The 26,409-nt window shown below is 60.1% G+C and carries 24 protein-coding genes; 4 read left to right on the top strand and 20 right to left on the bottom strand.

Features of this window, described 5'->3' with window-relative positions; genetic code table 11:
* On the bottom strand, window positions 1-189 hold a 189-nt coding region (locus tag ACTJJ7_RS20825), incomplete at its 3' end, for a hypothetical protein (RefSeq protein ID WP_440968689.1).
* 229 nt (window positions 190-418) lie between these two features.
* Between ACTJJ7_RS20825 and ACTJJ7_RS20820 the strand changes: the two genes are divergently transcribed.
* Window positions 419-2,371 carry a M23 family metallopeptidase gene (locus tag ACTJJ7_RS20820; RefSeq protein ID WP_440968688.1) on the top strand — a complete coding sequence of 651 codons (1,953 nt, stop codon included), beginning with the start codon at window positions 419-421 and terminating at the stop codon, window positions 2,369-2,371.
* A gap of 15 nt (window positions 2,372-2,386) precedes the next feature.
* Here the strand turns inward: ACTJJ7_RS20820 and ACTJJ7_RS20815 are convergent, their stop codons facing one another.
* From ACTJJ7_RS20815 to ACTJJ7_RS20775, 9 genes are all read right to left on the bottom strand, one after another.
* The gene (locus tag ACTJJ7_RS20815) at window positions 2,387-3,814 is read right to left on the bottom strand and encodes a L,D-transpeptidase (RefSeq protein WP_105734575.1); all 1,428 of its coding nucleotides are present in this window, start codon (window positions 3,812-3,814) and stop codon (window positions 2,387-2,389) included.
* Between the two features lie 171 nt (window positions 3,815-3,985).
* The gene (clpB, locus tag ACTJJ7_RS20810; protein WP_105734574.1) at window positions 3,986-6,598 is read right to left on the bottom strand and encodes an ATP-dependent chaperone ClpB; all 2,613 of its coding nucleotides are present in this window, start codon (window positions 6,596-6,598) and stop codon (window positions 3,986-3,988) included.
* Window positions 6,599-6,808: 210 nt separating this feature from the next.
* Complete coding sequence (locus tag ACTJJ7_RS20805; RefSeq protein WP_105734573.1) at window positions 6,809-7,543, bottom strand: DUF4167 domain-containing protein; 735 nt, start codon at window positions 7,541-7,543, stop codon at window positions 6,809-6,811.
* Between the two features lie 295 nt (window positions 7,544-7,838).
* Complete coding sequence (gene prmC / locus ACTJJ7_RS20800) at window positions 7,839-8,702, bottom strand: peptide chain release factor N(5)-glutamine methyltransferase (protein ID WP_440968687.1); 864 nt, start codon at window positions 8,700-8,702, stop codon at window positions 7,839-7,841.
* 5 nt (window positions 8,703-8,707) lie between these two features.
* The gene (gene prfA, locus ACTJJ7_RS20795) at window positions 8,708-9,787 is read right to left on the bottom strand and encodes a peptide chain release factor 1 (RefSeq protein WP_105734571.1); all 1,080 of its coding nucleotides are present in this window, start codon (window positions 9,785-9,787) and stop codon (window positions 8,708-8,710) included.
* 24 nt (window positions 9,788-9,811) lie between these two features.
* Window positions 9,812-12,052 (bottom strand): phosphoenolpyruvate--protein phosphotransferase, encoded by a 2,241-nt coding sequence (gene ptsP / locus ACTJJ7_RS20790; RefSeq protein ID WP_105734570.1) that lies wholly within the window; start codon window positions 12,050-12,052, stop codon window positions 9,812-9,814.
* Between the two features lie 153 nt (window positions 12,053-12,205).
* The gene (locus ACTJJ7_RS20785) at window positions 12,206-13,459 is read right to left on the bottom strand and encodes an aspartate kinase (RefSeq protein WP_105734569.1); all 1,254 of its coding nucleotides are present in this window, start codon (window positions 13,457-13,459) and stop codon (window positions 12,206-12,208) included.
* Between the two features lie 186 nt (window positions 13,460-13,645).
* Entirely contained in the window at window positions 13,646-13,957 is a 312-nt protein-coding gene (locus tag ACTJJ7_RS20780) for a type II toxin-antitoxin system RelE/ParE family toxin (protein ID WP_440968686.1), read from the bottom strand.
* A gap of 3 nt (window positions 13,958-13,960) precedes the next feature.
* Entirely contained in the window at window positions 13,961-14,221 is a 261-nt protein-coding gene (locus ACTJJ7_RS20775) for a type II toxin-antitoxin system ParD family antitoxin (RefSeq protein ID WP_130270777.1), read from the bottom strand.
* Between the two features lie 156 nt (window positions 14,222-14,377).
* Here ACTJJ7_RS20775 and ubiG point away from each other — a divergent pair, with 156 nt between their 5' ends.
* Window positions 14,378-15,121, top strand: coding sequence for a bifunctional 2-polyprenyl-6-hydroxyphenol methylase/3-demethylubiquinol 3-O-methyltransferase UbiG (gene ubiG / locus ACTJJ7_RS20770; protein WP_105734653.1), 744 nt, complete (start codon window positions 14,378-14,380; stop codon window positions 15,119-15,121).
* Here ubiG and ACTJJ7_RS20765 read toward each other — a convergent pair.
* The 5 genes from ACTJJ7_RS20765 to ACTJJ7_RS20745 form a co-directional block, all read right to left on the bottom strand.
* On the bottom strand, window positions 15,111-16,010 hold the full coding sequence (locus tag ACTJJ7_RS20765) for a DMT family transporter (protein WP_440968685.1): 900 nt from the start codon (window positions 16,008-16,010) through the stop codon (window positions 15,111-15,113). The two genes, ubiG and ACTJJ7_RS20765, sit on opposite strands and share 11 nt — an antisense overlap.
* Before the next feature lie 58 nt (window positions 16,011-16,068).
* On the bottom strand, window positions 16,069-16,482 hold the full coding sequence (locus tag ACTJJ7_RS20760; protein ID WP_105734567.1) for a DUF1178 family protein: 414 nt from the start codon (window positions 16,480-16,482) through the stop codon (window positions 16,069-16,071).
* Window positions 16,479-17,348 (bottom strand): carbon-nitrogen hydrolase family protein, encoded by an 870-nt coding sequence (locus ACTJJ7_RS20755; protein WP_440968684.1) that lies wholly within the window; start codon window positions 17,346-17,348, stop codon window positions 16,479-16,481. Before ACTJJ7_RS20755 ends, ACTJJ7_RS20760 begins: the two co-directional genes overlap by 4 nt.
* Window positions 17,349-17,358: 10 nt before the next feature.
* The gene (gene grxC / locus ACTJJ7_RS20750) at window positions 17,359-17,628 is read right to left on the bottom strand and encodes a glutaredoxin 3 (protein WP_105734565.1); all 270 of its coding nucleotides are present in this window, start codon (window positions 17,626-17,628) and stop codon (window positions 17,359-17,361) included.
* A gap of 77 nt (window positions 17,629-17,705) precedes the next feature.
* Entirely contained in the window at window positions 17,706-18,461 is a 756-nt protein-coding gene (locus tag ACTJJ7_RS20745; RefSeq protein WP_130270785.1) for a ComF family protein, read from the bottom strand.
* A 64-nt stretch (window positions 18,462-18,525) separates the two neighbouring features.
* Between ACTJJ7_RS20745 and ACTJJ7_RS20740 the strand changes: the two genes are divergently transcribed.
* A complete protein-coding gene (locus ACTJJ7_RS20740; protein ID WP_440968683.1) occupies window positions 18,526-19,416 on the top strand; it encodes a methyltransferase domain-containing protein in 891 nt (296 codons plus the stop codon).
* Window positions 19,417-19,425: 9 nt separating this feature from the next.
* Here ACTJJ7_RS20740 and ACTJJ7_RS20735 read toward each other — a convergent pair whose 3' ends face one another.
* The 5 genes from ACTJJ7_RS20735 to ACTJJ7_RS20715 form a co-directional block, all read right to left on the bottom strand.
* On the bottom strand, window positions 19,426-19,746 hold the full coding sequence (locus tag ACTJJ7_RS20735; RefSeq protein ID WP_440968682.1) for a hypothetical protein: 321 nt from the start codon (window positions 19,744-19,746) through the stop codon (window positions 19,426-19,428).
* A 114-nt stretch (window positions 19,747-19,860) separates the two neighbouring features.
* On the bottom strand, window positions 19,861-20,277 hold the full coding sequence (mutT, locus tag ACTJJ7_RS20730) for an 8-oxo-dGTP diphosphatase MutT (RefSeq protein WP_105734561.1): 417 nt from the start codon (window positions 20,275-20,277) through the stop codon (window positions 19,861-19,863).
* Window positions 20,274-20,954: a GNAT family N-acetyltransferase gene (locus ACTJJ7_RS20725; protein ID WP_440968681.1), complete on the bottom strand. Its 681-nt coding sequence runs from the start codon at window positions 20,952-20,954 to the stop codon at window positions 20,274-20,276. Before ACTJJ7_RS20725 ends, mutT begins: the two co-directional genes overlap by 4 nt.
* A 20-nt stretch (window positions 20,955-20,974) precedes the next feature.
* Window positions 20,975-22,216 carry a bifunctional glutamate N-acetyltransferase/amino-acid acetyltransferase ArgJ gene (argJ, locus tag ACTJJ7_RS20720; RefSeq protein WP_440968680.1) on the bottom strand — a complete coding sequence of 414 codons (1,242 nt, stop codon included), beginning with the start codon at window positions 22,214-22,216 and terminating at the stop codon, window positions 20,975-20,977.
* 164 nt (window positions 22,217-22,380) lie between these two features.
* A complete protein-coding gene (locus ACTJJ7_RS20715; protein WP_440968679.1) occupies window positions 22,381-23,301 on the bottom strand; it encodes a peptidylprolyl isomerase in 921 nt (306 codons plus the stop codon).
* 267 nt (window positions 23,302-23,568) lie between these two features.
* On the opposite strand from ACTJJ7_RS20715, the gene secA reads away from it, so the two are divergent.
* Window positions 23,569-26,286, top strand: coding sequence for a preprotein translocase subunit SecA (gene secA, locus ACTJJ7_RS20710; RefSeq protein ID WP_105734558.1), 2,718 nt, complete (start codon window positions 23,569-23,571; stop codon window positions 26,284-26,286).
* Window positions 26,287-26,409 lie beyond the last annotated feature (123 nt).

Genomic DNA, 26,409 nt, shown 5'->3' with positions numbered 1-26,409 from the left:
CAGCAACCGCCAGCGGCGCCCCGCCCTCGTTGTGTCGGTATATAGACCCCACCAACCAAAACTGTCAACACGCCTTTTGCGTTTTTTATCAAAAATGTGACACGATTTATCCACAGCCCCGTATTTGCTGGGCGAAACGCCGGCAAATAAGCCGCCGAAGTGTATTGTGATGGCTGCGGCCACAAACATGCCGGATTCAAACCCTAGCGCTGGCTCGCATGCGCGGGTTCATTTCCGGGGATCATGACGGGTATCTCTCTATATAGGCACTCTTCACGATCGGCGCGTTGACAGATGGAAGCTGCGAGGGCAAAACTGCGGCCTTGTTGACTTCGTACCAGTAAATGGCTGGTCGGCACGCGCCGAAAAATCAAATAAGCCTGCATCAATAACGGCGACAGGATCGACACTGAGAAGCATGAAAGAGTACGAGGGGCACTCATCCATCGATCCGGGCAACGAACCGCCGCTGATTACAGACGGGCGTCGCGGCCCGCCCGACCGCCGCGAAATATCGGCGCGATGGCTGGCCGGCACCTTTCTGACCGGCATTACCTCCAGTGTCCTGATGGGCGTCGCCCTGTTTGCAGCGCTCGACGGCCGCGAACAGCTGGCAACGCCGCCGGAACTGATGGCCCGCACCATCGCCCCCGCCGCCAAGGACAACAGCACTGTCGCCAAGGGCACGCGCGTGGCCGCGACAACGCCGATCCGCCGCAACCGCGACCGCCGGCGCCTCGATGTCTCAACCGTATTCAAAGAGGGTGAACGGGATGTCATCCGCTCCACGCCGTTCGAATATGTCCGCATAGCGCTGGCCTCGGTTCACAACAGCAACCGCAAATATCCCGGCTTCAATCCCCTGGACGTGTTTGCCGAGGCGAATGAGGGAACCGATCCCACGCCCAAGACCGGCCTGATCTATGGCGCCAAGGTGGAAAGCGAAGTCAGCCTGCGCACCGTCGACTTTCCCCTGGCCACCGCGCAATTCGATCCTTCCGATGATCTGAGTGCCGACGAGGTGGAAGAGGTCGTCCGCAACACCGGCGCCCTGCTCACCGATGGCGCAGTCCAGGTCGCCTCGCTGCATTATGTGGATCCGCTGCGCTTTGGCGCGGATGAAGACCCTTTCAACCTGCGCAATCCGCTGGCGGTCAAGATCATCCAGGAGAATGTCAGCATCGCGCCCCGGATAAGCGACGATGCCGAGAGCCATGGCTACTCGGAAGAGCTGATTCCCTTCCGCAACGACAAGGACATCCTCGGCGCCTTCAATGAAGCGGGCTACGAGGACGAGGACGCCACCGGCATGTCCGAAGCGATCGCCAAACTGCTCAACTCGCCGCGCCTCAAGGGCGGCAGTGTCCTGCGTCTGGGGATTGAATCGCATGACAGTGTTGACCGGATCATGCGCGCCAGCGTCTATAACGGCACGACGCACATTCTGACCATCGCCCTCAATGACAAGGACCAGTATGTGCCGGCGGATGAACCGGAGATGACACCGGGACTGCAGCTTGCCTTTGACGACAACCCGCCCGCTTCGCGCCAGCCCGGCGATCTTCCCACGGTCTATGACGGTATTTATCGTGCGGGCATCGCCTACGGCATGACCGATACGATGATCCAGCAGCTGATCCGCATGCTGGCGTCGGATGTGGATTTCCAGGCGCAGCTCGCGTCGACCGATCAGCTGGAAGCGTTCTTCTCGCTGCCCGCCGATTCGGAAAGGGCGGGAGACGAATCGGAAATCCTGTATGTCGCGGCCAATTTCGGCGGCAACCTGCGCAAATTCTACCGGTTCCATTCCGCCGACGGCTCGACGGATTATTATGACGAGAACGGCCGCAGCTCAAAACAGTTCCTGCTGCGCAATCCCGTGCCCAACGGCGTGTTCCGCTCGCCCTTCGGCATGCGCCGCCACCCCATTCTCGGTTATTCCCGCATGCATACGGGCGTCGACTGGTCCGCACCGCGCGGCACGCCGATCATTGCGGCCGGCAATGGCGTGGTCGAGCGCGCTGGCTGGACCAACGGTTATGGCAACCAGACGGTCCTGCGGCATTCCAACGGCTATGAAAGCAGCTATTCACACCAGAATGCCATCGCGGCGGGGGTAACGCCCGGCGCCAAGGTCCGGCAGGGTCAGGTGATCGGCTATCTCGGCTCGACCGGCCTGTCGACCGGTCCACATCTGCACTATGAGGTGATCGTCAACGGGTCGAAGGTGGACCCGATGCGCATCCGCCTGCCCGGCGGACGGGCCCTTGGCGGCGATGACCTCACCGCCTTCAAGCGTGAGCGCGAGCGCATCGACCAGCTCTTGAAGGACGACAATGGCAACGCGCCCAAGGTTGCCGCCAGCGGCTGATCCCGGGACCGGGTTTTACTCCTGAAACTCCACGGTCACACCCTTCTGCACCAGCTTCGACAATTCCGTCGCATCCCAATTGGTCAGGCGGACACAGCCATGGCTGTTGGTCTTGCCGATCTTTGACGGTTCCGGCGTGCCGTGGATGCCATAGGTCGGCTTTGACAGCGCAATCCACACCGTGCCGACGGGCCCGTTGGGACCGGGCGGGATGGTCAACACCTTGTTGTTTTCCCCCTGCTTGAAGTTCAGCTTGGGATTATAGGTGTAGTTGGGATTGATCGCGATGCGCTCCACCTGCACGATCCCCGACGGCGAAGGCGTGTCGGTCGAGCCGATGGTCGCGGGATAAGCCACGATGAGCCGCCCCTCCGCATTGTAGCCGCGCACCTGCTTGCGGCCCTTGTCGGCGATGATCTTGGTCACCGATCCGCCGACATTCTGGCCGGGATTGGCAACCTGGATCACCGTGCCGGGACGATTGAAATCCGCACCCGGATTGATTTCCTTCAGGTAAGCCTCGTCCATGTGAAAGCGCTCGCCCAGCATCTCGGGAACGGAAGTGAACGCCATGCGCTCGAGCTGGGCCTTGTGGCTGTAATCCTCGGGGATCGAGGCAACGAACGGATAGGCGGCATCTTCCGATGTGATCGTATAGGCAACGAAGGCGGGGCCGCCCGTCTGTTCGAGCGAGGCATTGATTCCCGCCTCGTTGAGCGGATCGAATTTCTGGCCGGTCATTTCCTCGAAGGCTGCCACGGCCTTGTCGACATTGCCGCCCTTGCGCCCATCGATGACGCCGGGCGAAACGCCGACCCGGTCGAGGAGCACCTGGATGGCGGCGATCTTGGTCTTGGCGCCCTGCCCCTTGGGCAATTGCACAGCCGGTGCGGGATTGGGATGCGCCGGGATGGCCTCCTGCGCGGGCGGCGTTGCCAGATTTTCACCGGGCATTTCCGGATCGATCAGACCGGGCGAGGCCGGCGCCATATCAGGCTGATTGTTGGCTGGCGGCAACGGCGCGCGTTCGACCGTGCGGTAATCACGTTCGGACGGCTGCGCTCTCTGGCCCTGATACGGATCATTCGGGCTATTCGCATAGGGATCTTCGGGAATCGATCCCGTGTCGTAGGGATCTCGCGGTGCATCGGGAAAATAGTCGATGCCACGGCCGTCATTGGCATCGTTGCGCGGCTCTTCGACTGAAACCACCCGGCCGCGGCGATCCACCGTCACCCGGCGGCCATATTCGTCGAAGTAAACCCGGTAGTCGCTGCGGCGCGCACGCCGGTCCGATTCGAACAATTGCGCAACGGTATAGGGCGTCTGATTCGCCTGGGCGCTTGCCGCAGGGCTTGCCGCCTGCGCGGGGGGGACAGGCGCCAACACCGCCAGAATGGCGGCAAAAAGCGATGCAAACACAATCAAATGACGAAACGCCATATTTTCAACTTCCGGTTTCCGCTAACGCACTCTTAAGCATAAATGACCGACTTTCCTGTCTTTATGGTTAATGCGGCTGTTCTCTCGTCGCATCTACCGCACGAAGCGGACATGAAAATGGCCGCCATGCGGCGGCCATTCCATTTCTTCGCTTCCTTGCCGGTGCGGTACTCAGGCGGCTTCGCTCTTATCCCGATCAGGCGCGGATTTGACCGACCTGAAATTGAGCCGGTCGGAACCCGCGGTGATCTTGACGGTGGAGCCGTCGAGAATTTCACCGAGCAGTATCTTCTCCGCCAGCGGGTCCTGCACCTGCTTCTGGATCACGCGCTTCAAAGGCCGTGCACCATAGGCAGGGTCATACCCCTTGTCGGCCAGCCAGTTGGTTGCATCCTCGTCGATCTTGATGGTGATCTTGCGATCCGCCAGCAAGGCCTGCAGACGCTGCATCTGGATGGCCACGATCGCACCCATTTCCTTCCGCTTCAGGCGGTGGAACAGGATGATCTCATCGACGCGGTTGAGGAATTCCGGCCTGAACGAGGCCTTGACCACATTCATGACATCCTCGCGGGCACTTTCCACATCCTGGTCTTCGCGCAGCGCGGTCAGATATTCCGCTCCAAGGTTGGACGTCATGATGATCAGCGTATTGCGGAAATCCACCGTCCGGCCCTGACCATCGGTCAAACGTCCGTCATCAAGCACCTGCAACAGCACGTTGAAGACATCCGGATGCGCCTTTTCGATCTCGTCGAACAGGACAACCTGATAAGGCCTGCGCCGGACCGCTTCCGTCAGCGCTCCGCCTTCCTCGTAACCGACATAGCCGGGAGGCGCACCGATCAGACGCGCGACCGAATGCTTCTCCATATATTCGGACATGTCGATGCGAACCATGGCCGTCTCGTCGCTGAACAGGAACGCAGCCAAAGCTTTGGTGAGCTCCGTCTTGCCGACACCGGTTGGTCCGAGGAAAATGAACGAGCCAATCGGCCGGTTCGGATCCTGCAGACCGGCACGGGCTCGGCGCACGGCTTTGGAAACGGCCTGAACCGCCTCGCCCTGTCCGATGACCCGCTTGGCCAGTTCATCTTCCATGCGCAACAGCTTTTCACGCTCGCCTTCCAGCATCCGGTCAACCGGGATGCCGGTCCAGCGGGACACAACCTGCGCGATATGATCCGGCGTGACGATTTCCTCGACCATCGAGGTCGATCCATCCTGCTGCTCGGCCTGGGCAAGCTGCTTTTCCAGCTGCGGGATCGTGCCATAGGCCAGCTCGCCCGCTTTCTGGAATTCACCATTGCGCTGGGCCGCGGCAAGTGCATTGCGCGCATCGTCGAGCTGACCTTTCAGGTCGGCCGCATGCCCGAGCTTCTGCTTTTCCGACTGCCAGGTGTTGGTCAGGGCCGTGGACTGTTCCTCCAGTTCGGCCAGTTCCTTTTCCAGCCGCTCCAGACGGTCTTTCGACGCATCGTCCTTTTCGACCTTCAAAGCCTCGCGTTCGATCTTCAGCTGCATGATGCGGCGGTCGATTTCGTCGAGTTCTTCCGGCTTGGAATCCACCTGCATCCGCAGGCGCGCCGCGCCTTCGTCAATCAGGTCGATCGCCTTGTCCGGCAGAAAGCGGTCAGTGATGTAGCGGTTCGACAGCGTTGCGGCGGCAACCAGGGCCGAATCGGAAATGCGAACCTTGTGATGCTGTTCGTATTTCTCCTTCAATCCGCGCAGGATCGAAATCGTATCCTCGACCGACGGCTCATCGACAAACACCGGCTGGAACCGCCGGGCCAATGCCGGGTCCTTTTCCACGTGTTTGCGGTACTCGTCGAGCGTTGTCGCGCCAACGCAATGCAGCTCGCCGCGTGCCAGGGCAGGCTTCAGCAGGTTCGACGCATCCATCGACCCTTCACCCTTGCCCGCGCCAACCAGCGTGTGCATCTCATCGATGAAGAGGATGATGTTGCCATCGGCCGACTGCACTTCGGAAAGCACCCCTTTCAGGCGCTCTTCGAACTCGCCGCGGTATTTCGCACCGGCAATCAGCGCGCCCATGTCGAGCGCCATTAGCTGCTTGTCCTTCAGGGACTCCGGCACGTCGCCATTGACGATACGCAGCGCCAGCCCTTCGGCAATCGCCGTCTTGCCGACGCCGGGTTCACCGATGAGAACCGGATTGTTCTTGGTGCGGCGCGACAGGACCTGGATCGTCCGGCGGATTTCGTCGTCCCGGCCGATAACCGGGTCGAGCTTGCCCGACCGTGCATCGGCGGTGAGATCGCGCGCATATTTCTTCAGGGCGTCATAGGTATTTTCAGCGGAAGCCGAATCGGCAGTCCGCCCCTTGCGGATATCATTGATAACCGCGTTGAGGCCCGCGGCGGTCACACCCGCGCGGCTCAGAATTTCCGATGTCTTGGCCGATTTCTCGATGGCCAGCGCCGTCAGCAGCCGTTCAACCGTGACAAAACTGTCGCCGGCCTTCTTGGCAAGCTCTTCCGCCGTGGCGAAAACCTTGGCCAGCGGCTGTGCGAGATACAGCTGCTCATTGCCGCCGGTGACCTTCGGCAGCGCATTGAGCGCAGCCTGCAATCCCAGGCGCACATCGGCGATACGCCCGCCCGCCCGCTCGATCAGCGATGCGGCAAGGCCTTCCTCGTCATCAACGAGAACCTTGAGCAAATGCTCCGGTGCAAACTGCTGATTGTTGGAGGAAAGTGCAAAAGTCTGTGCAGACTGGATGAAGCCGCGAACGCGCTCGGTGTATTTTTCAAGATTCATTCTTTGTCTCCTTTTCCCCAGAACCCTGAAAGCGGCATTCTGGAGTCTTCTGGTGACGGACCCCCTGCAAGAGGCAGATCCATACGATCAAGGCTCATATGGGATTGCATTCCTGCTCCCGCAAGATACTCCCAAAGCCGGAATTTGAAAAAAGAAAACGGCGCGGAAATCGTTCCGCGCCGTTTGCAAGATCGGATGCTTTGACCGGGGTCAGACGTCGGATTCGACCGCTGCCCGGCGTTTCTTCACTTCCGCCACGATGCTGGCCGGGGAAAGGTCATTGGCTGTATCGGCAGCTGCCGCAGCAGGTGCCGCATTTTCCTCGGTCGTGCGCGGTTCACGCGGACGGGCAGGCCTGCGGCCGCGCGGGGCGCGGCGCGCCGGCTTTGCTTCGGCGGCTTCCTGGGATTCCCCGGCTTCCGCTGCCGCTTCATCGTCATTGCCGGAGGCGTTCTCTTCAGCGGCGGTCGCCTGGTCATACTGCCGGCGCTGCTGATGCGGCTGCCGCTGGCTGACTGGCTCTTCACCGTAGGCAACTTCCGCCGGCGTTCCTTCGATCACCGGCTGCGGTCCGCTGCCATTGATCTGCTGGTGCTGGACCGGACGGTCCTGCTGCTGTTCATTGCCGTCATCGTCGTAAACGCCATCATCGTCCTGGTCATCGCGGTCATCGCGCTGATACTGAACGGGAGCCTGAGCCTGAGCAGCAAGAATGATTCGATTGTAATGTTCGGCGTGCTGAAGATAGTTTTCTGCCATCACGCGATCACCACTGCTCTGAGCGTCACGGGCAAGAGTGGTGTATTTTTCGGCGATGTGCTGAGCATTTCCCCGGATTTTAACGTCGGGACCGTTGCTCTCGTAATTACGGGAAAGTGGGTTGGGACCTTTGCGGTTGTTGTTACCGCGTCCGCGCATGCGCCTATTCTGCTGTACTGGCCTCATACTTATCTCTTTTCAGAAAATCAGGGGCGCTCATTTGCTCACCATTTGAGTCAAAAAGCTTCGCTTCTCAAGTGTCGACCTGAAGCGCGCCCCGCGCTTCAATCGCATCCAAAGTTCATAAAACTTTTGTGCTTCCGCTAAACCCATTCCTCCAAGAACAATTCCGAGGAGAAATCAAACACCCGGAAAATTCCGTATCAATCTCTTGATAGGCAAAACCAGACTTGTTCGGTTTAGAGCGGTGACTGGAAACTAGCCGCCTTCGCGACAAATTCCAAGCCTTTTTTCAATAATTTTACAGCTTCATGAACAACATTGCTCTTTCGTGTCCACCGATATCCTTCTGCAGACCCTTCAAGGCGAAGCCTGATCTTGCGAAAATCGTCTCGACATCTATGCGCTGATCAAAACCGATTTCCACGGCAACTGCACCATTTGCGCGCAGGTAACTCTCCGCCTGCGCCGCAATGATGCGGTAGGGCTCAAGGCCATCCGCGCCGCCATCCAGCGCCAGAACCGGATCATGCATCGCCACTTCAGGCTGCAAGTTCGCGATATCGTTCGACCGGATATAGGGCGGATTGGAAATTATCATGTCAAATCCGCCAGTTACCTCAGCAAACCAGCTGGAATGCAGCGCGGCGAACCGATTGGACACACCATTAAGATGGGCATTGTCACGTGCCGTTACAAGGGCACCGGGTGCAATATCCACCCCGACGGCACGCAGATGCCTGATCTGGCCCAGCAAGGCAATGGCAATAGCGCCTGTGCCTGTTCCCAGATCAATGAGATCGGCAACCCCGTTCTCCGCCACCCGTTGCTGCAGGAACGGCAGCGCAAGTTCGACCAGCGCTTCCGTGTCCGGCCGGGGCTCCAGCGTATCGGCGGAAAGCGAGAATTCCAGCCCGAAAAAGGCGCGCCGCCCAATGATCCGGTGCACTGATTCGCCGTTGATTCGCCGGTTAAGCACCGCATCAAGCCGGGCCAGGACATCTGCCGCGATGCCACCATGCGGATTACGGATCGTTTCAAGCCGGTCAAACCCGGTGACCCACTCCACCAGAAGCCGCGCATCCAGCTCCGCATTTTCAATCCCGGCCGTGGTCAGCAGGGATCGCGCATGACGGTGGACGTCAGCGAGACGGGCCTCAGCCATTACGATCAGTACCCGTCATTCATCTGGGCCAGAAGAGCTGTCTGGTAATCGGAAATCAGCGCGCCGATCAGTTCGTCCAGATCGCCCTCCATGATGCGGTCGAGCTTGTACAGCGTCAGGTTGATGCGATGGTCCGTAACGCGGCCCTGCGGGAAATTATAGGTGCGGATTCGCTCCGAACGGTCGCCGGAGCCAACCTGGCTGCGCCGCGCTTCCGAACGCTCGCTGTCGGCCTTCTGCCGCTGCATGTCAAACAGCCGTGACCGCAGCACCTGCATGGCGCGGGCGCGGTTCTGGTGCTGCGATTTTTCCGCCTGCACCACGACGATGCCCGAGGGTATGTGGGTGATGCGCACCGCCGAGTCCGTCGTATTGACGTGCTGGCCGCCCGAACCCGAGGCACGCATCGTGTCGATGCGGATGTCTTCGGGACGGATATCGATGTCGATTTCTTCGGCTTCCGGCAGAACGGCAACGGTGGCGGCGGAGGTATGGATGCGGCCGCTCGCTTCCGTATCCGGCACACGCTGCACCCGGTGCACGCCCGACTCGAATTTCAGCTTGGCAAAAACCCCCCTGCCCGAAACCATGGCGATGACTTCCTTGTAGCCGCCGGCCTCGCCGTCGCTGGCCGAGATCAGCTCGACCCGCCAGCCATTGGCCGATGCGTAACGCTCATACATGCGGAACAGGTCGCCGCCAAACAGTGCGGCTTCCGAGCCGCCCGTTCCCGCGCGGATTTCCAGAATGGCATTGCGCTCGTCGGCAACATCCTTCGGCAGGAGCAGGACCTGAATGTCCTGTTCCAGCGCTTCGATGCGCTCGTTGATATCAGGCAGCTCCGCCTCGGCGAGATCGCGCATATCCTTGTCGGTCGCCGCATCGTTGAGCATGGTTTTCAGATCGCCGGCTTCGCTGCGCGATGCCACGAGATCGCGAATCTTGGCAACCACCGGCTCCAGCTCCGAATATTCCGACGCGAGCTTCACATAGGTATCGGAATCCGGATTGCTCGCCATTTGTGTTTCAATCATGGAAAAGCGCTTCAGCAGCTGATCCATACGATCCTGCGGAATGGACATCATTTCAGTGTGCTACCTCTGCAGATTTCACAGCGCAACGCCTGTACGCTCTGCGAACTTGTTCAGGACATGCCGCAGCGAACCGGTATCGCCGTGATTGTCGATGGCATCGGTCAATTGCGCATGCAGTTCCCCGACATCGAGTGTGCCCAGCATCGCCTTGATCGGACCGATGGACGCCGGCGACATGGAAATGGAGCGGAAACCCAGCGCGATCAGGGCCATGGCCGAAAGCGGTTTGCCGGCCATTTCCCCGCACAGCGTCACGTCGGTATTGTTGCGCACACCGGCCTGCGCGATCTGGCGCAGCACCCGCAGGAACGGCACCGACAGATTGTCAAACCGATCGGTGATCATCGAGTTGCCGCGATCAACCGCCATGACGAACTGGAACAGGTCGTTGGACCCGACCGAAACGAAATCCACCACCGACATCAGCTCATCGAGCTGCCAGAGCAGCGACGGCACTTCGACCATCGCGCCGATCTTCACCCGCGTCGGCAGGTTGTGGGCAAAGCGCGAGAGGTGCTGCACTTCACGATTGATCAACTCGCTCGCCTTGCGCACCTCAGCCACTTCCGTGACCATCGGGATCATCAGCCGCAATTCGCGCCCGCCAGCGGCCTTCAGCAGGGCGCGCACCTGCGTGCGCAGCAGACCCGGACGGTCGAGCGTCAGGCGGATCGCCCGCCAGCCCATGGCCGGGTTTTCCTCATTCACATTGCTGCGGAAATAGGGGAGAACCTTGTCGCCGCCGATATCGAGCGTGCGGAATGTCACCGGCCGGTCGCCCGCCGCATCGAGCACCGAACGGTAAAGCCGCTCCTGCTGCTCGGCCCGCGGGAAGGTCGACGCCACCATGAATTGCAGTTCGGTGCGGAACAGGCCAATGCCCGCCGCCCCGGCTTCCGCCAGCTGCGGCAAGTCCACGAGCAGCCCGGCATTCATCAGCAGCGAAATCGCCACACCGTCCTTGGTCACCGAAGGCTTGTCGCGCAATTCGCGGTAAAGCGCCTGCCGCTTGGCGCGGAAGCGGACCTTTTCCGAATAGGCCGCCTCGACATCCGCCTGCGGCCGCAAATGCACCCGGCCATCATCGCCATCGACAATGACCGCATCATTGTTTTCAGCCATGGACACCACGCCCTTGACCTGTCCCGCCACGGGAATACCCATGGCGCGGGCCACGATCACCACATGGCTGGTCGCCGCGCCGTCTTCAAGAACCAGGCCGCGCAGGCGTTCGCGCGGATAATCCAGAAGTTCGGCAGCCCCCATGGACCGGGCAATGATGATGGCATCCTTGGCCAGCGAACCGGCCATCGTCTTCACGTCGCGGCCCATCAGCTGACGCAACAACCGGTTGGCAAGATCGTCGAAATCGCTGAGGCGCTCGCGCATATAGGGATCGGTCAGATGCATCATCCGCGCGCGGGTGTCGCTCTGCACCTTCTCCACGGCCGCTTCCGCCGTCAGGCCGTTGCGGATTGCTTCTTCAAGGCGCCGCACCCAGCCGGTGTCATGCGCGAACATGCGATAGGCTTCCAGCACTTCACGGTGCTCGCCCTCGAACGCCACATCGCGGCGCGACAGCATGTCATCGATGGAAATACGCAGCGACCCGAGCGAACTCTCCAGCCGGTCGATTTCCGTATCGATGTTTTCGTTGAAAAGATTGGTGACGACGATGCGCGGCTCGTGCAGCACGACATGGCCAAGACCGACGCCATCATTGAAGGCGCTGCCGGAAAAGCTCATCGGCTTGCCGAGATCAAGCTCGACACCCGGCCGTGCCAGACGGGTCAGGCTACCCGCGGCGACCATTTCCGCCAGCACCATCGCCGTGGTTTCCAGCGCTTCGACCTCATCTTCGCGATAGACGCGCTTGGTCCGGTTCTGCACGACGAGAACGCCGAGCGTGCGCCCGGCCCGCAGGATCGGCACGCCGAGGAAGGAGTTGTAGATTTCTTCGCCCGTTTCCGGCAGGTAGGCGAAGGCGGGGTGGGTCTGGGCATCCGTCAGGTTGAGCGGCCGGGCGCTCGAGGCAATCGTCCCGACAAGGCCCTGGCCAAGCCGCAACTGCGCCAGGTGAACCGCGGACGGATTCAAACCTTCGGTTGCATAGAGTTCGAGAACGCCGTCCGAGCGCAGGACGTAAAACGAGCACACTTCCGCGACCATGTTCTGCGCGATCTCGCGAACGATCCGGTCAAGCCTCTCCTGCGGCTCAAGAGCCTCCGCCATCAATTCGCGGAGGCGCTTCAGCATGACACGAGGACCTGATATCTGCTCGCGCGTGGGCACCCATCTGCTCCATATTATTATTGGCAAGACCGGAATGGTCTTGCCAATCAACTCTTTGATTCATCATGTCAGTCGAGACGTTCACCGACAAACAGAATCTCTGTCTTAGATCGTAAATTAATGCTTATCCAGACCGTAGACAGAATGCAAAGTCCGAACCGCAAGTTCCGCATAGGGGCCATCGATCAGAATGGAAATCTTGATCTCCGACGTGGTGATGGCGCGAATGTTGATGCCCTTGTCCGCCAGCGCGCGGAATGCCGTTGCCGCAACGCCCGCGTGGCTTCGCATACCGATGCCGATCACCGAGACTTTGACCATGCCGGCTTCCGACTGGATCACGTCGAAACCGATATCGGCCTTGACCTTTTCCAGGACGACCAGCGCCTTGTCGAGATCGCCCGAGGGAACCGTAAAGGTCATGTCGGTCTTCGACCCGTCCTCGGAGATGTTCTGCACGATCATGTCGACATTGATGTGGGCTTCGGCCAGCGGGCCGAAAATGCCGGCGGAAATACCGGGACGGTCTGCAACACGGCGCAAGGAAATCTGGGCTTCGTCCTTGGCGTAGGCAATTCCTGTGACAACCTGCTGTTCCACGATTTCTTCCTCGTCGCAAATAAGTGTACCGGGCGGATTGATCAGATCACCCATGCCCGGCGCATCGGGGTCTTCGAAACTGGATCGCACAAATGTGCGTACTTTGTGCACCATCGCAAGCTCGACGGACCGCACCTGCAGAACTTTCGCCCCTAGGGACGCCATCTCGAGCATTTCTTCAAATGAAATGCGTGACAGTCTGCGGGCTTTCGGTTCCACGCGGGGATCGGTGGTGTAGACACCGTCGACATCCGTGTAGATGTCGCAGCGATCGGCCTTGACCGATGCTGCAATCGCCACGGCGCTCGTATCCGAGCCGCCACGGCCGAGCGTCGAAATGCGATTGTCCGGGCCAATGCCCTGGAAACCGGCGATAACGGCAACCTGGCCTTCCCTGAACCGTTCGATCAGGAAAGAACCATCGATATCGACAATGCGCGCCGCGCCATGGGCATTGTCGGTCTTGATCGGGATTTGCCAGCCTTGCCAGGACCGTGCATGCACGCCCATGTGCTGCAGGGCAACCGCAAGCAGTCCGGCAGTCACCTGCTCGCCGGAGGCGACGATGGCGTCATATTCGCGTGCGTCGTGCATCGGCGAGGTCTGACGGGTCCAGGCGACGAGTTCATTGGTTTTCCCTGCCATTGCGGAAACGACGACTGCGACTTCGTGCCCTGCATCAACTTCACGTTTGACATGCCGGGCCACATTACGGATGCGGTCGATATCGGCCACCGAAGTGCCGCCGAATTTCATCACAATGCGTGCCATGGGAAATACCGTTCTGGAAAGGCCTGAAAATGGGATCGAAAACGATCCGCCCTGTCGAAAGCGGAGCGCGGTTTCCCATAACGAAATTATGACGCAACTGCAAGAACGCGAGATCAAGCCCGTCAGGTTTTTGGACGCAGTCTATCGTTGAAGGTCACTTGGTTCTCCGACAACGAAACGTGAAATTCAATCACGATTCTGCAAGAGATCGGCGGTGATGTCGCGCCCACCATAGAAAACGCCCAAAATCAGCACACTGTCCGATGTCACCGCAAACGCGATGCTGACGCTGCGCCTGTACCCGATGATGCGCACGCCCGCCATGATATCGTCCCGAACGCTGCCGCGTTTGGGAAAGGTCGCCAGCCCAAGACACCAGTCCCGGATACCGGCCAGAACCGCTTGCGCACGCTCGGGGTTGGCATTGGCGCGGATATAGTCGTAAAGCTCAACCAGTTCCTGCTCGGCCCGTGGATGAAATACGACCTTGTAATCCATGGGCTATCTGGCTTTCACGCCACGGCCCCGTGCCTCGAGAGCAGCGAAGACCTTCTCGGCAGGAATACCCATCGCCGGATCCTTTTGCAGTTCCTGCAGACGGTTGGGAATTTCTTTGCGCAGCCAGTTTTCCCGCGCCTCTTCAAAATCTTCCAGCATACGCAGACCTGCCCGCACAACCTCACTGGCATTGTTATAACGGCCGGTTTCGAGCTGTTTCCTGATGAAACGCTCGTAATGGTCCCCGAGTGCAATGCTTGTCATGGCATCCATTCCTCAACGCTGTCGTGACCATAATGGGCACATCATTTGATAACAATAGATACTAATGGATAACATACTGGCTCGGGAAGCGGAATTTGCGTCTTGACATTTTTTGCCGGAAGGGGCCACTCCAAGGGCAGCAAAAAGGACGTTGCCATGACCGAAGCCCAACGCAGCACGATCGATGCCGCCGAAGTAGACCGTTTTTCGCGCATGGCGGCCGAGTGGTGGAATCCGCAGGGCAAGTTCCGCCCCCTGCACAAGTTCAATCCGACGCGCCTTGCCTACATCAAGGAAAAGGTCTGTGCCCATTACGGCATCGATCCGAACAGCCCGCGGCCGTTTGCCGGTCTGCGCCTGCTCGATATCGGTTGCGGCGGCGGTCTTTTGTGCGAGCCGATGGCGCGCCTCGGTGCTGCCGTTGTCGGCGCCGATGCCAGCGAAACCAATATCGAGGTGGCCAAAATTCACGCTGTTCAAAGCGGGCTCGCTATCGATTACCGTGCCACCACAGCCGAAGCGCTGGCAGCGGCCGGGGAGCAGTTCGATATCGTCCTCAACATGGAAGTGGTCGAACACGTCGCCGATGTGGAGCTTTACCTCACCGCCTGTGCGCAGATGGTCAAACCGGGCGGCGTGACCTTTGTCGCCACCATCAACCGGACATTGAAAGCACTCGGCCTTGCCATTTTCGGCGCCGAATATGTCTTGCGCTGGTTGCCGCGCGGCACCCACCAGTACGAAAAGCTGGTGCGCCCGGAAGAGCTTGAGGGCCCATTGACACAGGCCGGGCTTGAAATCACGGAAAAGGTCGGTGTCACCTACAATCCGCTTGCCGACAGCTGGAACCGTTCGAGCGATACCGACGTCAACTACATGGTACTGGCAATCAGGCCGTGACCTTTGCCGCCATGCGCTGTGCCTTGGTGGTCATCAGCACGCCGATGGTGATGATGACCGCACCGGCCCATGTCGCCAGCTGGTAGCTCTCGCCGAGAAAAAGCGTTCCGGCGATCAGCGCCACTGCCGCGCCGACATAACCGATCTGGCTGAGATAAACCGGACCGCCAACCGCCTGCAGACGGAAATACAGCGCAAACATGCAGGTGGAAGCGAGGACCTGCGCCACGACCAGCCACGGCACATTGCCGAGCGGCTCCACCGCAAAACTGCCGCTGGCGTAGAAAATAACCGGAATCAGCAACAGGGCTGTCGTCAGGTGGCTGCCTGCGGCAAGCTCGGTCGGATCGGCGCCTTGCGGCCAGTCGACGGTGCGGTAGACATTGCCAAGCGCCAGCAGGACCGGAATGAGCAGGCCGACGACAACCCAGAAGGGTTCGGCCGGCTGCCCCACCTGCCCCCGGGTGAAGCCGACGAGCACGGCCCCGGCGAATCCCGTGAGAATACCGAGCAGCCCCAGCATATTCGGCCGCTTGATCTTGAAGAGCATCGACAGCAACAGGGTGAAGACAGGCGAGAGCGTATACATGATGCCGGTGAAGCCTGACCCGAGATGCGGAATGGCCGACAGCGTCATCAGGTTGGGGATGGCGTAGGAAATCAGCGCCGTGACCAGATAATACCGGGCCATGCGCCCATTGAGCAGCGGCCGCTTGCCCATGACCAGAAACGCCAGCAGGAGCACGACGCCAGCACCCGTCGAAATCACGAAGGCCCAGACCGCCGGGGTTATTCCGGCGCCAAAAGCCAGCTTGCCGAACGGCAGCGTCAATCCGAGGAAGGCGCCGGTCAAGACGAGCAGCGCTGGAGCAGAATTCAGAAATGGCATGAAGGCGACCCGGCAGGACAGTTAGGATTGCCGCACCTTAGAGCCTTTTCCGGCAAGATCAATTGTGGTCGTCGGGAAAGGTCGGCAACGGCATGATGTCGACGCCGTCTTCCAGCAGCGACTGCACCTCGTCACCCGAGGCTTCGCCGTAAATCCCGCGCTGTTCCGCTTCGCCGAAATGGATTTTGCGGGCTTCCTCGGCAAAATCAGCGCCGACATAATCGGCGTTCTCGCGCACCTTCCGGACGACTTCCTTCAGTTCGCTCACCATTTTGCTCATGGCAACGGCCGTCTTCTCCTTCTGCCGTGCGGTGGTCACGGAAGGAGCCATCAGCGCCTTTTCCACCTTGTGCGAACCGCAGACCGGACACGTGACCAGCCGCTTCTTCGACTGGGCGTCGAAATCGTCATTGCTGCGGAACCACCCCTCGAATTCGTGGTCCTGCGCGCAGTGAAGAGAGAAACGGATCATGATGCAGCCGATTGCCTCTCGCTCTGGCCGTCATCCGACTGAATGACCAGACCAAACGGGCGGGCATTTTTAAGATTGGGGACCTTCGACCGGGCTGCCGCACTCAGGGACGGATCGATATCGGCGACGATCACCGCCGGATCCGCATGGCCAGCTTCCGCCAGAATCTCGCCCCAGGGCGCAACGATGATCGAGTGACCGAAGGTTTCGCGGCCATCCTCATGCACACCGCCCTGTGCCGCCGAAATGACAAAGGCGCCATTCTCGATGGCGCGGGCGCGCTGCAGAATGTGCCAGTGCGCCTCGCCGGTCTGGCGCGTGAAGGCGGCGGGAGCCGTCAGAACGGAGGCGCCGGCCACAGCCTGCGCGCGGAACAGCTGCGGGAAGCGCACATCGTAGCAGATGGCAAGACCCAGCCGTGCAAAGGGGAGTGCGGCGACAACGGAATCCGAACCTGGTGCGTAAACGGCCGATTCGCGCCAGCTCTCGCCATTGTCGAGATCGACGTCGAACATGTGGATTTTGTCATAGCGCGTGATGATCTTGCCATCCGGTCCGAACAGAAAGGCGCGGTTGGCGATCTTGCCGTCTTCGCGGGCAATGGCGGTCGAGCCGATATGCAGGTGAATGCCGTGTTCTGCCGCCAGCTCCGAAGCGGTGCGCACGATGATATCGTCTTCTTCCGCCCGCAGGACATCGGCGAGCGCCTTGCGGTCGCGCTGCAGCGCACCCGTCATCTCGGGCGTCTGCACATAAACCGCGCCCTTTCCTGCGGCTTCGGCCACATAACCGGCAAGATCGGCAGCATTGCGCTGGGGATCGACGCCGGAGCGCATCTGGATGGCTGCTGCACGAAATGAGCTCATAATCTGTTCCCTATGCCAGTGCGCCGGTCTTTAGCAGCGGGTCGAGACGACCCTGCTGTTCAAGCGCGTAAAGGTCATCGCAACCGCCGACATGCACGGTGCCTATGAAAATCTGCGGAAAGGTCGTGCGCCCGTTGGCGCGCGCCAGCATGGCCTGCCGCGCTTCGGGTTCCGCCGTCGCATTGTGCTCGACGAAAGCCACACCCTTCTTGTCCAGAAGGCCCTTGGCAGCCGTGCAATAGCTGCAGCCATTGCGCGTATAGATCGTAACATCAACCATCATCATACTCCACTTATGGGTCTATATAAGCACCGGCAATCAAAGCGCAAAGACCCGTTTTTTCCGCAAAACAACCATTAGACAGATAATTCTTTCGACAGAGCCCGCCCGAAGGTCAAGACATCGACGCTGGACGCACCGCCGCGCAGCAAGGCGCGGGTTGCAGCCTTTACGGTTGCGCCGGTTGTATAGACATCATCGATCAGGAGCACCCGGCGTCCGCGCACCTTGATATCCTGGTTTTCCGGCACCTTGAACGCCCCCCTGACATTCGCCGCGCGCTCCAGGGCGCCAAGCCCGACCTGCTGCCGGGTCGGTTTGACCCGCTTCAGGGCGCCGGGCTCGAACGGCTTGCCGCTGATCCCGCTGAGATGGCGGGCGAGTTCGGCGGACTGGTTGAACCGGCGCAGCCAGAACCGTCGCGCATGCAGGGGCACAGGCACGATGACCTCGCATTCGGCCAGCAATTCGCTGCCGGCCCGCGCCATCCACCGCGCCATCCACGGGCCAAGGTCGGTCCGGTCGCTGTATTTCAGCCGGTGCACCATGGTGCTGATCGCCCCCTCATGGACGGCAACGGAACGGGCCCGGCGGAACGGCGGCGGATCGGCGATCGCTTCGGCCGAGAGGATTTCCGCGCCGAGGTCATGGCTGAAGGGAATGCCGAGCACCGGACAATAGGGCTTTTCGATAAAGCGGACTTTTGACCAGCAGGCCGCGCAAAGGCTGCCCGGCTCGCAGACAAGGCTCTGACATTCCGCACAAACCGGCGGGAACAGCAGCATGAACAGGCGATTTGTCACGATGCGCGCAAAAGCGCGGGCGGTTTCCATTGCAATTCCATCCGGGGCAACGCATTTAGCGGGAAGAACTATACATTGATCAGAGAAATTCGGAATGGACCAGCACAGGATCTTCGATCGGAATTTGCTGCGGCACAGGCGCTTGCGCGCGCTGCGCCAGCACGGGATGACAGGCGATTTCCTGCTTGCCCGGGCCGCGGACGATCTGGAAGAGCGCCTGTCCGCCGTCGAACGCAGTTTCGACGTCGCCGTCGACCTTGCCAGCCACACCGGGCTGGCGGCAAGGGCGATCGAACGCTCCGGCAAGGCCGATACAATTGTCCGGGTTGAACAGGATGCCCGTTTTCTCGATGCGGCGTTTCCATCCATCGTTGCCGATGAGGAAATGCTTCCCCTGAAACCAGCGGGTGCCGGACTGATCGTTTCTCTGTTGTCGCTGCACCTGACCAACGATACCCCCGGCACGCTGCTGCAGATCAGGCGCGCGCTCAAGCCGGATGGCCTGTTCCTCGGCGCCATGGCCGGCGAGGCCACCCTGTCGGAGCTGCGCGAGGTTTTGCTGGCCGCCGAAAGCGAAATCAGCGGTGGCGCCTCGCCGCGCGTCGCACCCTTTGCCGATGTGCGCGATGTCGGCGGCCTGTTGCAGCGGGCGGGCTTTACCCTGCCAGTGACCGATATCGAAACCTACACCGTGCGCTACGATTCCCTGTTCGCACTCATGCGCGATCTGCGCGCCATGGGCATGCAGAACATTCTCTTCGGGCGGTCGCGCAAGCCGGTAACCCGCCGCTTCTTCCTGCGGGCGGCTGAACTCTATGCGGAACGCTTCAGCGATCCGGATGGGCGGATCCGGGCAACCTTCTCATTTATCTGGATGTCGGGCTGGGCGGCGCATGAATCGCAGCAGAAGCCATTGAAGCCCGGCTCCGCCAAGGCATCGCTCGCCGATTTCCTCAAAGATGTCGAAACTCTGGAAAAGAAATAGCCGGCAGACTCAGCAGTCGCCGCTTTTGGTGCCGTTGGCATTGAGGATGCAGACCGAATCGGGAGACTTCTGCAAGACACTGCGGCGGATCGTGTATTCGGACGGCACCGCCTTCTTGATCGAGCCTGTCGACATCGTGTCGATGGATCGGCTCGAGGCGTAGTCCACAACGGATTTGGACTTGCGGTCGGCCAGCGGTGCAACAACCAGTGCGAGGGCGATTGCAGCAGAACCAAACAAAAGGGTTATGCGCAAGATACCAGTTCCCGCACCCAGGAATGTCCTGGTCTGCGCAGCAGCCTCGTCGAGATTGTCGAATTTATAACCCATGCGCCACCTGGAAAAATTGATCCGTCTTTGATTAAAAGTCGCCCATTCGCGTGAAGGATCGATTAACGATTTGGGTTAATTTGACGGTGATGAAATCTTAACCACGATTTGCCGTCAGAGAAGATCGATCAGGAACGGGATCAGCGGGATATCGGCTGGCGGCATGGGATAATCGCGCATGTCTTTCGGCCGCACCCATTTCAGCGTCTGGCCTTCCATGGAGCGCGGAATGCCCTCATAGCGGCGGCAGATGAACAACGGCATCAGCAGATGGAATGTCTCATAGGTGAAACTGGCAAAGGTCAGCGGCGCCAGGCATGCCGGCTTGACGGTGATCCCCAGTTCCTCCTGCAGTTCGCGGATCAGGCTTTCCTCCGGCGTTTCGCCGGGCTCCACCTTGCCGCCGGGAAACTCCCACAAGCCGGCCAGCGACTTGCCCTCCGGCCGCTGGGTCAGCAACACACGCCCGTCGGCATCGACAAGCGCACAGGCCGTTACAAGCAGGAGGGGGTGTTTGGGTGTGCCGCTCATGCGTCTGGCGCCTGCCGGTAGGCGTAACGGTATGCTTCGGTAAAGCCGATCTTTTCATAGAGCCCGATGGCACCGGCATTACCGGCCTCCACCTGCAGCCAGCCTCGCTTGGCGCCGTGCTGCACGGCCCATTTGATGGCAGATTTGACGATCATCCGTCCATGCCCCTTGCGGCGGCTGGCCGCCAGCGTGCCGATGTTGAACAGGCCCTTGGCCGGACGAATGGCGTCGATGACCTCGACCAGACCGGGCTTCAAGGCTGGATTGTCCTGTTGCACCGCAACGGCGGCATCGACATACCGGCCGGTATCGCGCAGGGGAATCTGGTCAATGGCATCGGACAGATCGATGCTTGCCAAATCCGCCACCATGACCAGTGACTCGTCAAAGCGCGACCAGCCCGATGCATCGAGATAGGCGTCCAGCGCCTCGGGCGCGAGCGGCGACAGGCGGAACACCGGCGGTCTGCCATAGGCGCGCAAGCGCTGAACAGCCCGGGCAACGCGCTCTTCCATATTGTCCGTATCGCCCGGATCGAGCGGATTGACCGAGTTCAGGCGCTTGGACGGGTGGCATGCCGTCATGCGGATCGCCCAGCTGCCGTCGTAGTGAACCGACGCGGCGGGCCAGGCCCTGAACCCGACAGCCTCGATCTGCCGGATCTGGGCCAGCGGCATCGTGCTCCGATCCAGGTCCATCAGCTGCGGTAATCGCCGTTGATCGTCACATATTCCTTGGTGAGGTCGCAGGTCCAGACCGTCGCCTTGCCTTTACCAAGCCCGATATCGACCTTCACGGCGATGTCTTCGTTCTTCATGTAGGCCGAGGTCGCTGCTTCCGAATAATCCGGGTCGCGCTCGCCATGGCGGGCAACGCGGATGTCACCGAACCAGATGGCGAGACGGTCACGATCCGCCGGCTCGCCGGCCTTGCCGACCGCCATGACGATGCGGCCCCAATTAGCGTCCTCGCCCGCCGCCGCTGTCTTGACCAGCGGCGAATTGGCAATCGACAGGGCAATACGCTTGGCCGACCGCGACGATGTCGCGCCCGTCACGGTGATCTCGAGCATCTTGCGCGCGCCCTCGCCGTCGCGCACGACCTGCAGGGCGAGGTTTTTCAAGACGCGGTCGAGCGCCTTGGCAAAGGCTTTCAGGCGTTTGTCCTTTTCCTTCGTCACCGGTTCCGCCCCACGTTCGGCAGCAGTACCCGTTGCGAACAGCAGCAATGTATCGGATGTGGAGGTGTCGCTGTCGACCGTCACGGAATTGAAGCTCTTGCCGACCGACTTGGACAGGAGTTTCTGCAGGATATCGGAGGCGATCGGCGCATCGGTGGCCACGAAGGACAGCATTGTCGCCATGTCGGGGGCGATCATGCCCGCACCCTTGGCGATCCCGTTGATGGTCACCGGCACACCGCCAAGCAGGACGGTTTCGGTTGCAACCTTCGGGAATGTATCGGTTGTCATGATGGCGCTGGCCGCGTCCTGCCAGCGCTCGGATGTGGCGCTCTTGGCCATATCGCCGAGCAGGTGGCTGAACTTGCCGGCATCCAGCGGTTCGCCGATGACACCGGTGGAAGCGAGAAACACTTCGCCGGGCTTGCAGCCGATTGCCTTGGCGGCAGCGGCGGCCGTTGCCTTGGTCGATTCGCGGCCCTTCTTGCCGGTGAAGGCGTTGGCATTGCCGGAGTTGACGACAACCGCGCGGGCCTTGCCGCCGCTCAGGCTGTCACGGCAGAAATCCACCGCCGCCGACGGGCATTTGGACCGGGTGAACACACCGGCTACCGCCACCGGCTTGTCGAATACAACAAGGAGAACGTCTGTTCGGCCCTTATATTTGATCCCGGCTTCAGCGGTTGCGATCCTGACGCCGCGGATTTCGGGCATGGCCGGGACATGTTTGGGAGCCAGGGGAGAGACAGACGTGGACATCGGGTACCTCGAAAAGGTGTTTGACAAGGTTCAGTGCGGGCATATTCCAAAAGGAAGAAACAGGGCCGGGACCGAAATCCCGGGCTAGTGGTCCTTTGATTCTGACATTTGCCTGAACGCCTGTATCGACGGGATGCAAATGTCAGAATCGGACCACCGGGATATTACTGTTCCTGGGCGTCCGTCGCGGCCTTCATGGCCTTTTCGGTTTCCGGATCGGTGTACTGGATCTTCAGATCGGCGCGTTCCTTCTTGACCAGTTCGACATAACGCTCACGGATGAGGATCGACTTCACCTGATCCTTGACCTGATCGAATGCCGGCGGCTGCTGCACGCGCTTGTCTTCGAGCTTGATGACGTGGAAGCCGAACTGCGTCTGGACCGGTTCCTTGGTGTACTTGCCGACATCCAGCGCCATTGCCGCCTTTTCGAATTCCGGGACCATCTGTCCGGCGGAGAAATAGCCGAGATCGCCGCCCTGCGCTGCCGATCCGTCGGTCGACTTCGCCTTGGCAACGTCTTCGAAGGAAGCGCCACCGTCGAGCTGCTTGATGATCGCTTCGGCTTCTTCCTTGGTCTTGACCAGGATATGACGGGCGCGAACTTCGTTCTGCGGCGGCATTGCTGCCATTTCCTTGTCATAGCGGGCGCGCACATCGGCATCGGTGATCTTGTCGACAACCTGCTGCTTGAAGAAATCATTGTGCAGGGCGCGATCCTTCAGGAACTGCATGCGTGCCTTGAATTCCGGCGTGGCATCCAGCTTCTCGGCTTCCGCCTTGGCGGCCAGGGCCTTGATGTCGATGATGGCGGCCAGAGCGGCCAAACGACGCTGTTCGTCCGGAAGACGGGCAAACTGCGGATCAAGATCAGCGGAAATCTGGTCAACATCCTTGGAGGTGATCTTGGCGCCGTTGATCGTGGCAAGCACCTTGTCCGGATCGGCCTTGACCGCATCCGCCTTGGCGGCGTCCGGCTTTGCAGCCCCGGCTTTACCGGCGTCCTGGGCCATGGCCACGGAGGAAATACCGGTCAAAAACACAGCAGCAGTCATGAATGAAAGGGTTTTACGCAATTGGTTCATAGGTCAATTTCTCCTTAGGAGGACCGGTACGGGCTATGATTACGGCGGAATTTTGCCTTGACGAAGCGATCAACTGCGTGCTGCTTCAACATTGACATCATTCGAGCCCCCTCTTATCTGTCCATCGGCTTTGCGTCCAGATAGCTTGGCAACAGATAGGCTTATACATTTGACTCAGTGTCCGTATTGTATCAGGCATTCTCCATGCCGGGCTTCGGACCCTAAAAGCTAGGTTTTCCTAGCGAAACGAACAAGAGAGGACCAGGGATGGTCAGTTTCGGCGGCCTCGCCCGCAAGATTTTCGGCTCTTCCAATGAGCGTCGTGTCAAAGGCTTCAAGCCGCGCGTTGAACAGATCAATGCGCTCGAAGCTGAAATGTCGTCACTCACTGACGAAGAATTGAAGGCAAAGACGGTTGAATTCCGTGCAAGCCTTGCCAGCGGAACCAAGCTTGACGATCTGCTCGTGCCGGCCTTTGCGGTTGTGCGTGAAGCGGCCAAGCGCGTTCTGGGCATGCGCCCCTTTGACGTGCAGCTCATCGGCGGCATGGTCCTGCACGGCGGCGGCATCTCGGAAATGCGCACCGGCGAAGGCAAGACGCTGGTTGCAACGCTGCCGGTCTACCTCAATGCGCTTGAGGGCAAGGGCGTTCATGTCGTCACGGTCAACGACTATCTCGCCAGCCGCGACGCCCAGTGGATGGGCCAGCTCTACAACTTCCTCGGCCTCAGCTACGGCATCATTGTGCATGGCCTCGATGACGAAGAGCGCAGCGTCGCCTACGCCGCCGACATCACCTATGCGACCAACAACGAACTCGGCTTCGATTATCTGCGCGACAACATGAAATATGAACGCGCGCAGATGGTGCAGCGCGGTCATAACTACGCGATCGTCGACGAAGTGGACTCGATCCTGGTCGACGAAGCCCGCACACCGCTGATCATTTCCGGCCCGCTTGATGACCGCTCGGATTTCTACAATCTCATCGACACGTTCATTCTGCCGCTCGAGCCGGCCGACTATGAAATCGACGAGAAGCAGAAAACCGCGATCTTCACCGAAGAAGGCACGGAAAAGCTGGAAAACCTTCTGAAGGCTGCCGGCCATCTGAAGGGCGAAGGTCTCTACGACATCGAGAACGTTGCCGTGGTTCACCACGTCAACAATGCCCTGCGCGCTCACAAGCTGTTCCAGCGTGACAAGGACTATATCGTCCGCAATGACGAAATCGTCATTATCGATGAATTCACCGGCCGCATGATGCCGGGCCGCCGTTTCTCGGAAGGCCTGCACCAGGCGCTGGAAGCCAAGGAACATGTGACGATCCAGCCGGAAAACCAGACGCTGGCCTCGATCACCTTCCAGAACTATTTCCGCATGTACAAGAAGCTGGCCGGCATGACCGGCACGGCATCGACGGAAGCCGAGGAATTCGGCAATATCTACGGCCTCGAGGTCACGGAAATCCCGACCAACAATCCGGTCAAGCGTATTGACGAGGATGATGAGGTCTACCGGACGGTCGAGGAAAAATACAAGGCGATCGTTCGCGACATCCACGAAGCGCGCGCCAAGGGCCAGCCGGTTCTTGTCGGCACCACGTCGATCGAGAAATCGGAGCAGCTGGCCGAGCGCCTGCGCAAGGAAGGCTTCAAGGACTTCCAGGTCCTCAACGCCCGCTACCACGAGCAGGAAGCCTATATCGTCGCCCAGGCCGGTGTCCCCGGCGCCATCACCATTGCCACCAACATGGCTGGCCGCGGTACGGACATTCAGCTCGGCGGCAATTTCGAGATGCGTGTCAAGCATGAGCTTGCTGACATGCCCGAGGGCGAAGAACGCAAGTCCAAGGAAGCGGCCATCCGCGACGACATCGCCCGCCTGAAGGAAAAGGCGCTTGCCGCCGGCGGTCTCTACGTTCTGGCCACCGAGCGCCATGAAAGCCGCCGTATCGACAATCAGCTGCGCGGCCGTTCCGGCCGTCAGGGCGATCCGGGCCGGTCAAAATTCTTCCTGTCGCTGCAGGACGATCTCATGCGCATTTTCGGCTCCGAGCGCATGGACGGCATGTTGCAGAAGCTGGGCCTCAAGGAAGACGAAGCCATCGTCCATCCCTGGATCAACAAGGCCCTGGAAAAGGCGCAGAAGAAGGTCGAAGCCCGTAACTTCGACATCCGCAAGAACCTGCTGAAATATGACGACGTGATGAATGATCAGCGCAAGGTGATCTTCGAACAGCGCCTCGAGCTCATGGACGGGACGGATCTGAGCCAGACCACCGCGGAAATGCGCGAAGACGTGGTCGACGACCTCATCCAGCGCCATGCCCCGGAAGGCGCCTATGCCGAACAGTGGACCGTCAAGCAGCTGGACGAGGATGTGCGCACCATCCTCAACCTCGACCTGCCGGTCACTGAATGGGCGAACGAAGACAATATTGCCCCGGAAGATCTGCGCGAACGGCTGTTTGAAGCCGTTGAAAAAGCTGCTGGCGACCGTGCCGAGCGTTTCGGCCCTGAAATCATGGCCTATGTCGAGAAGTCGGTCATCCTGCAGACCATGGACGCGCTGTGGCGCGAGCATCTGGTCAATCTCGACCACCTGCGCTCGGTGGTCGGTTTCCGCGGCTATGCGCAGCGCGATCCGCTCAACGAGTACAAGACTGAAGGTTTTGAACTCTTCCAGACCATGCTGACCAATCTTCGCCAGAACGTGACGACGCAGTTGATGCGTGTCGAGATCGTTCGCGAGGCTGCCGAAGCACCGTCGCCGGAACTGCCGCCCATGGAAGTCCATCACTTTGACGGTCTGACCGGCGAAGATGATTTCGGTGATACGGCCGTGCTCGAGGACCTGCGCGTCGTGAGCCCGGAGGAACGCGATCCGAACAATCCGAAGACCTGGGGCAAGATCGGCCGCAACGAGGCCTGCCCCTGCGGATCGGGCAAAAAATACAAACATTGTCACGGCTCCTTCGCCTGACACCCGGACAAGGGCCGCGTTAAACGACGCGGCCCTTTGCTTTTTTCCAACCTGCAGCAACTCTCCGTCTGGCCGAACCGTTTTTAAACGTTTACGGACTATATGTCCTTGGAATGCCAACAG

It is taken from the genome of Phyllobacterium sp. 22229, from assembly GCF_052056495.1.
Classification (GTDB): domain Bacteria; phylum Pseudomonadota; class Alphaproteobacteria; order Rhizobiales; family Rhizobiaceae; genus Phyllobacterium; species Phyllobacterium myrsinacearum.
This window is presented reverse-complemented; position numbering and strand designations above follow the sequence as displayed.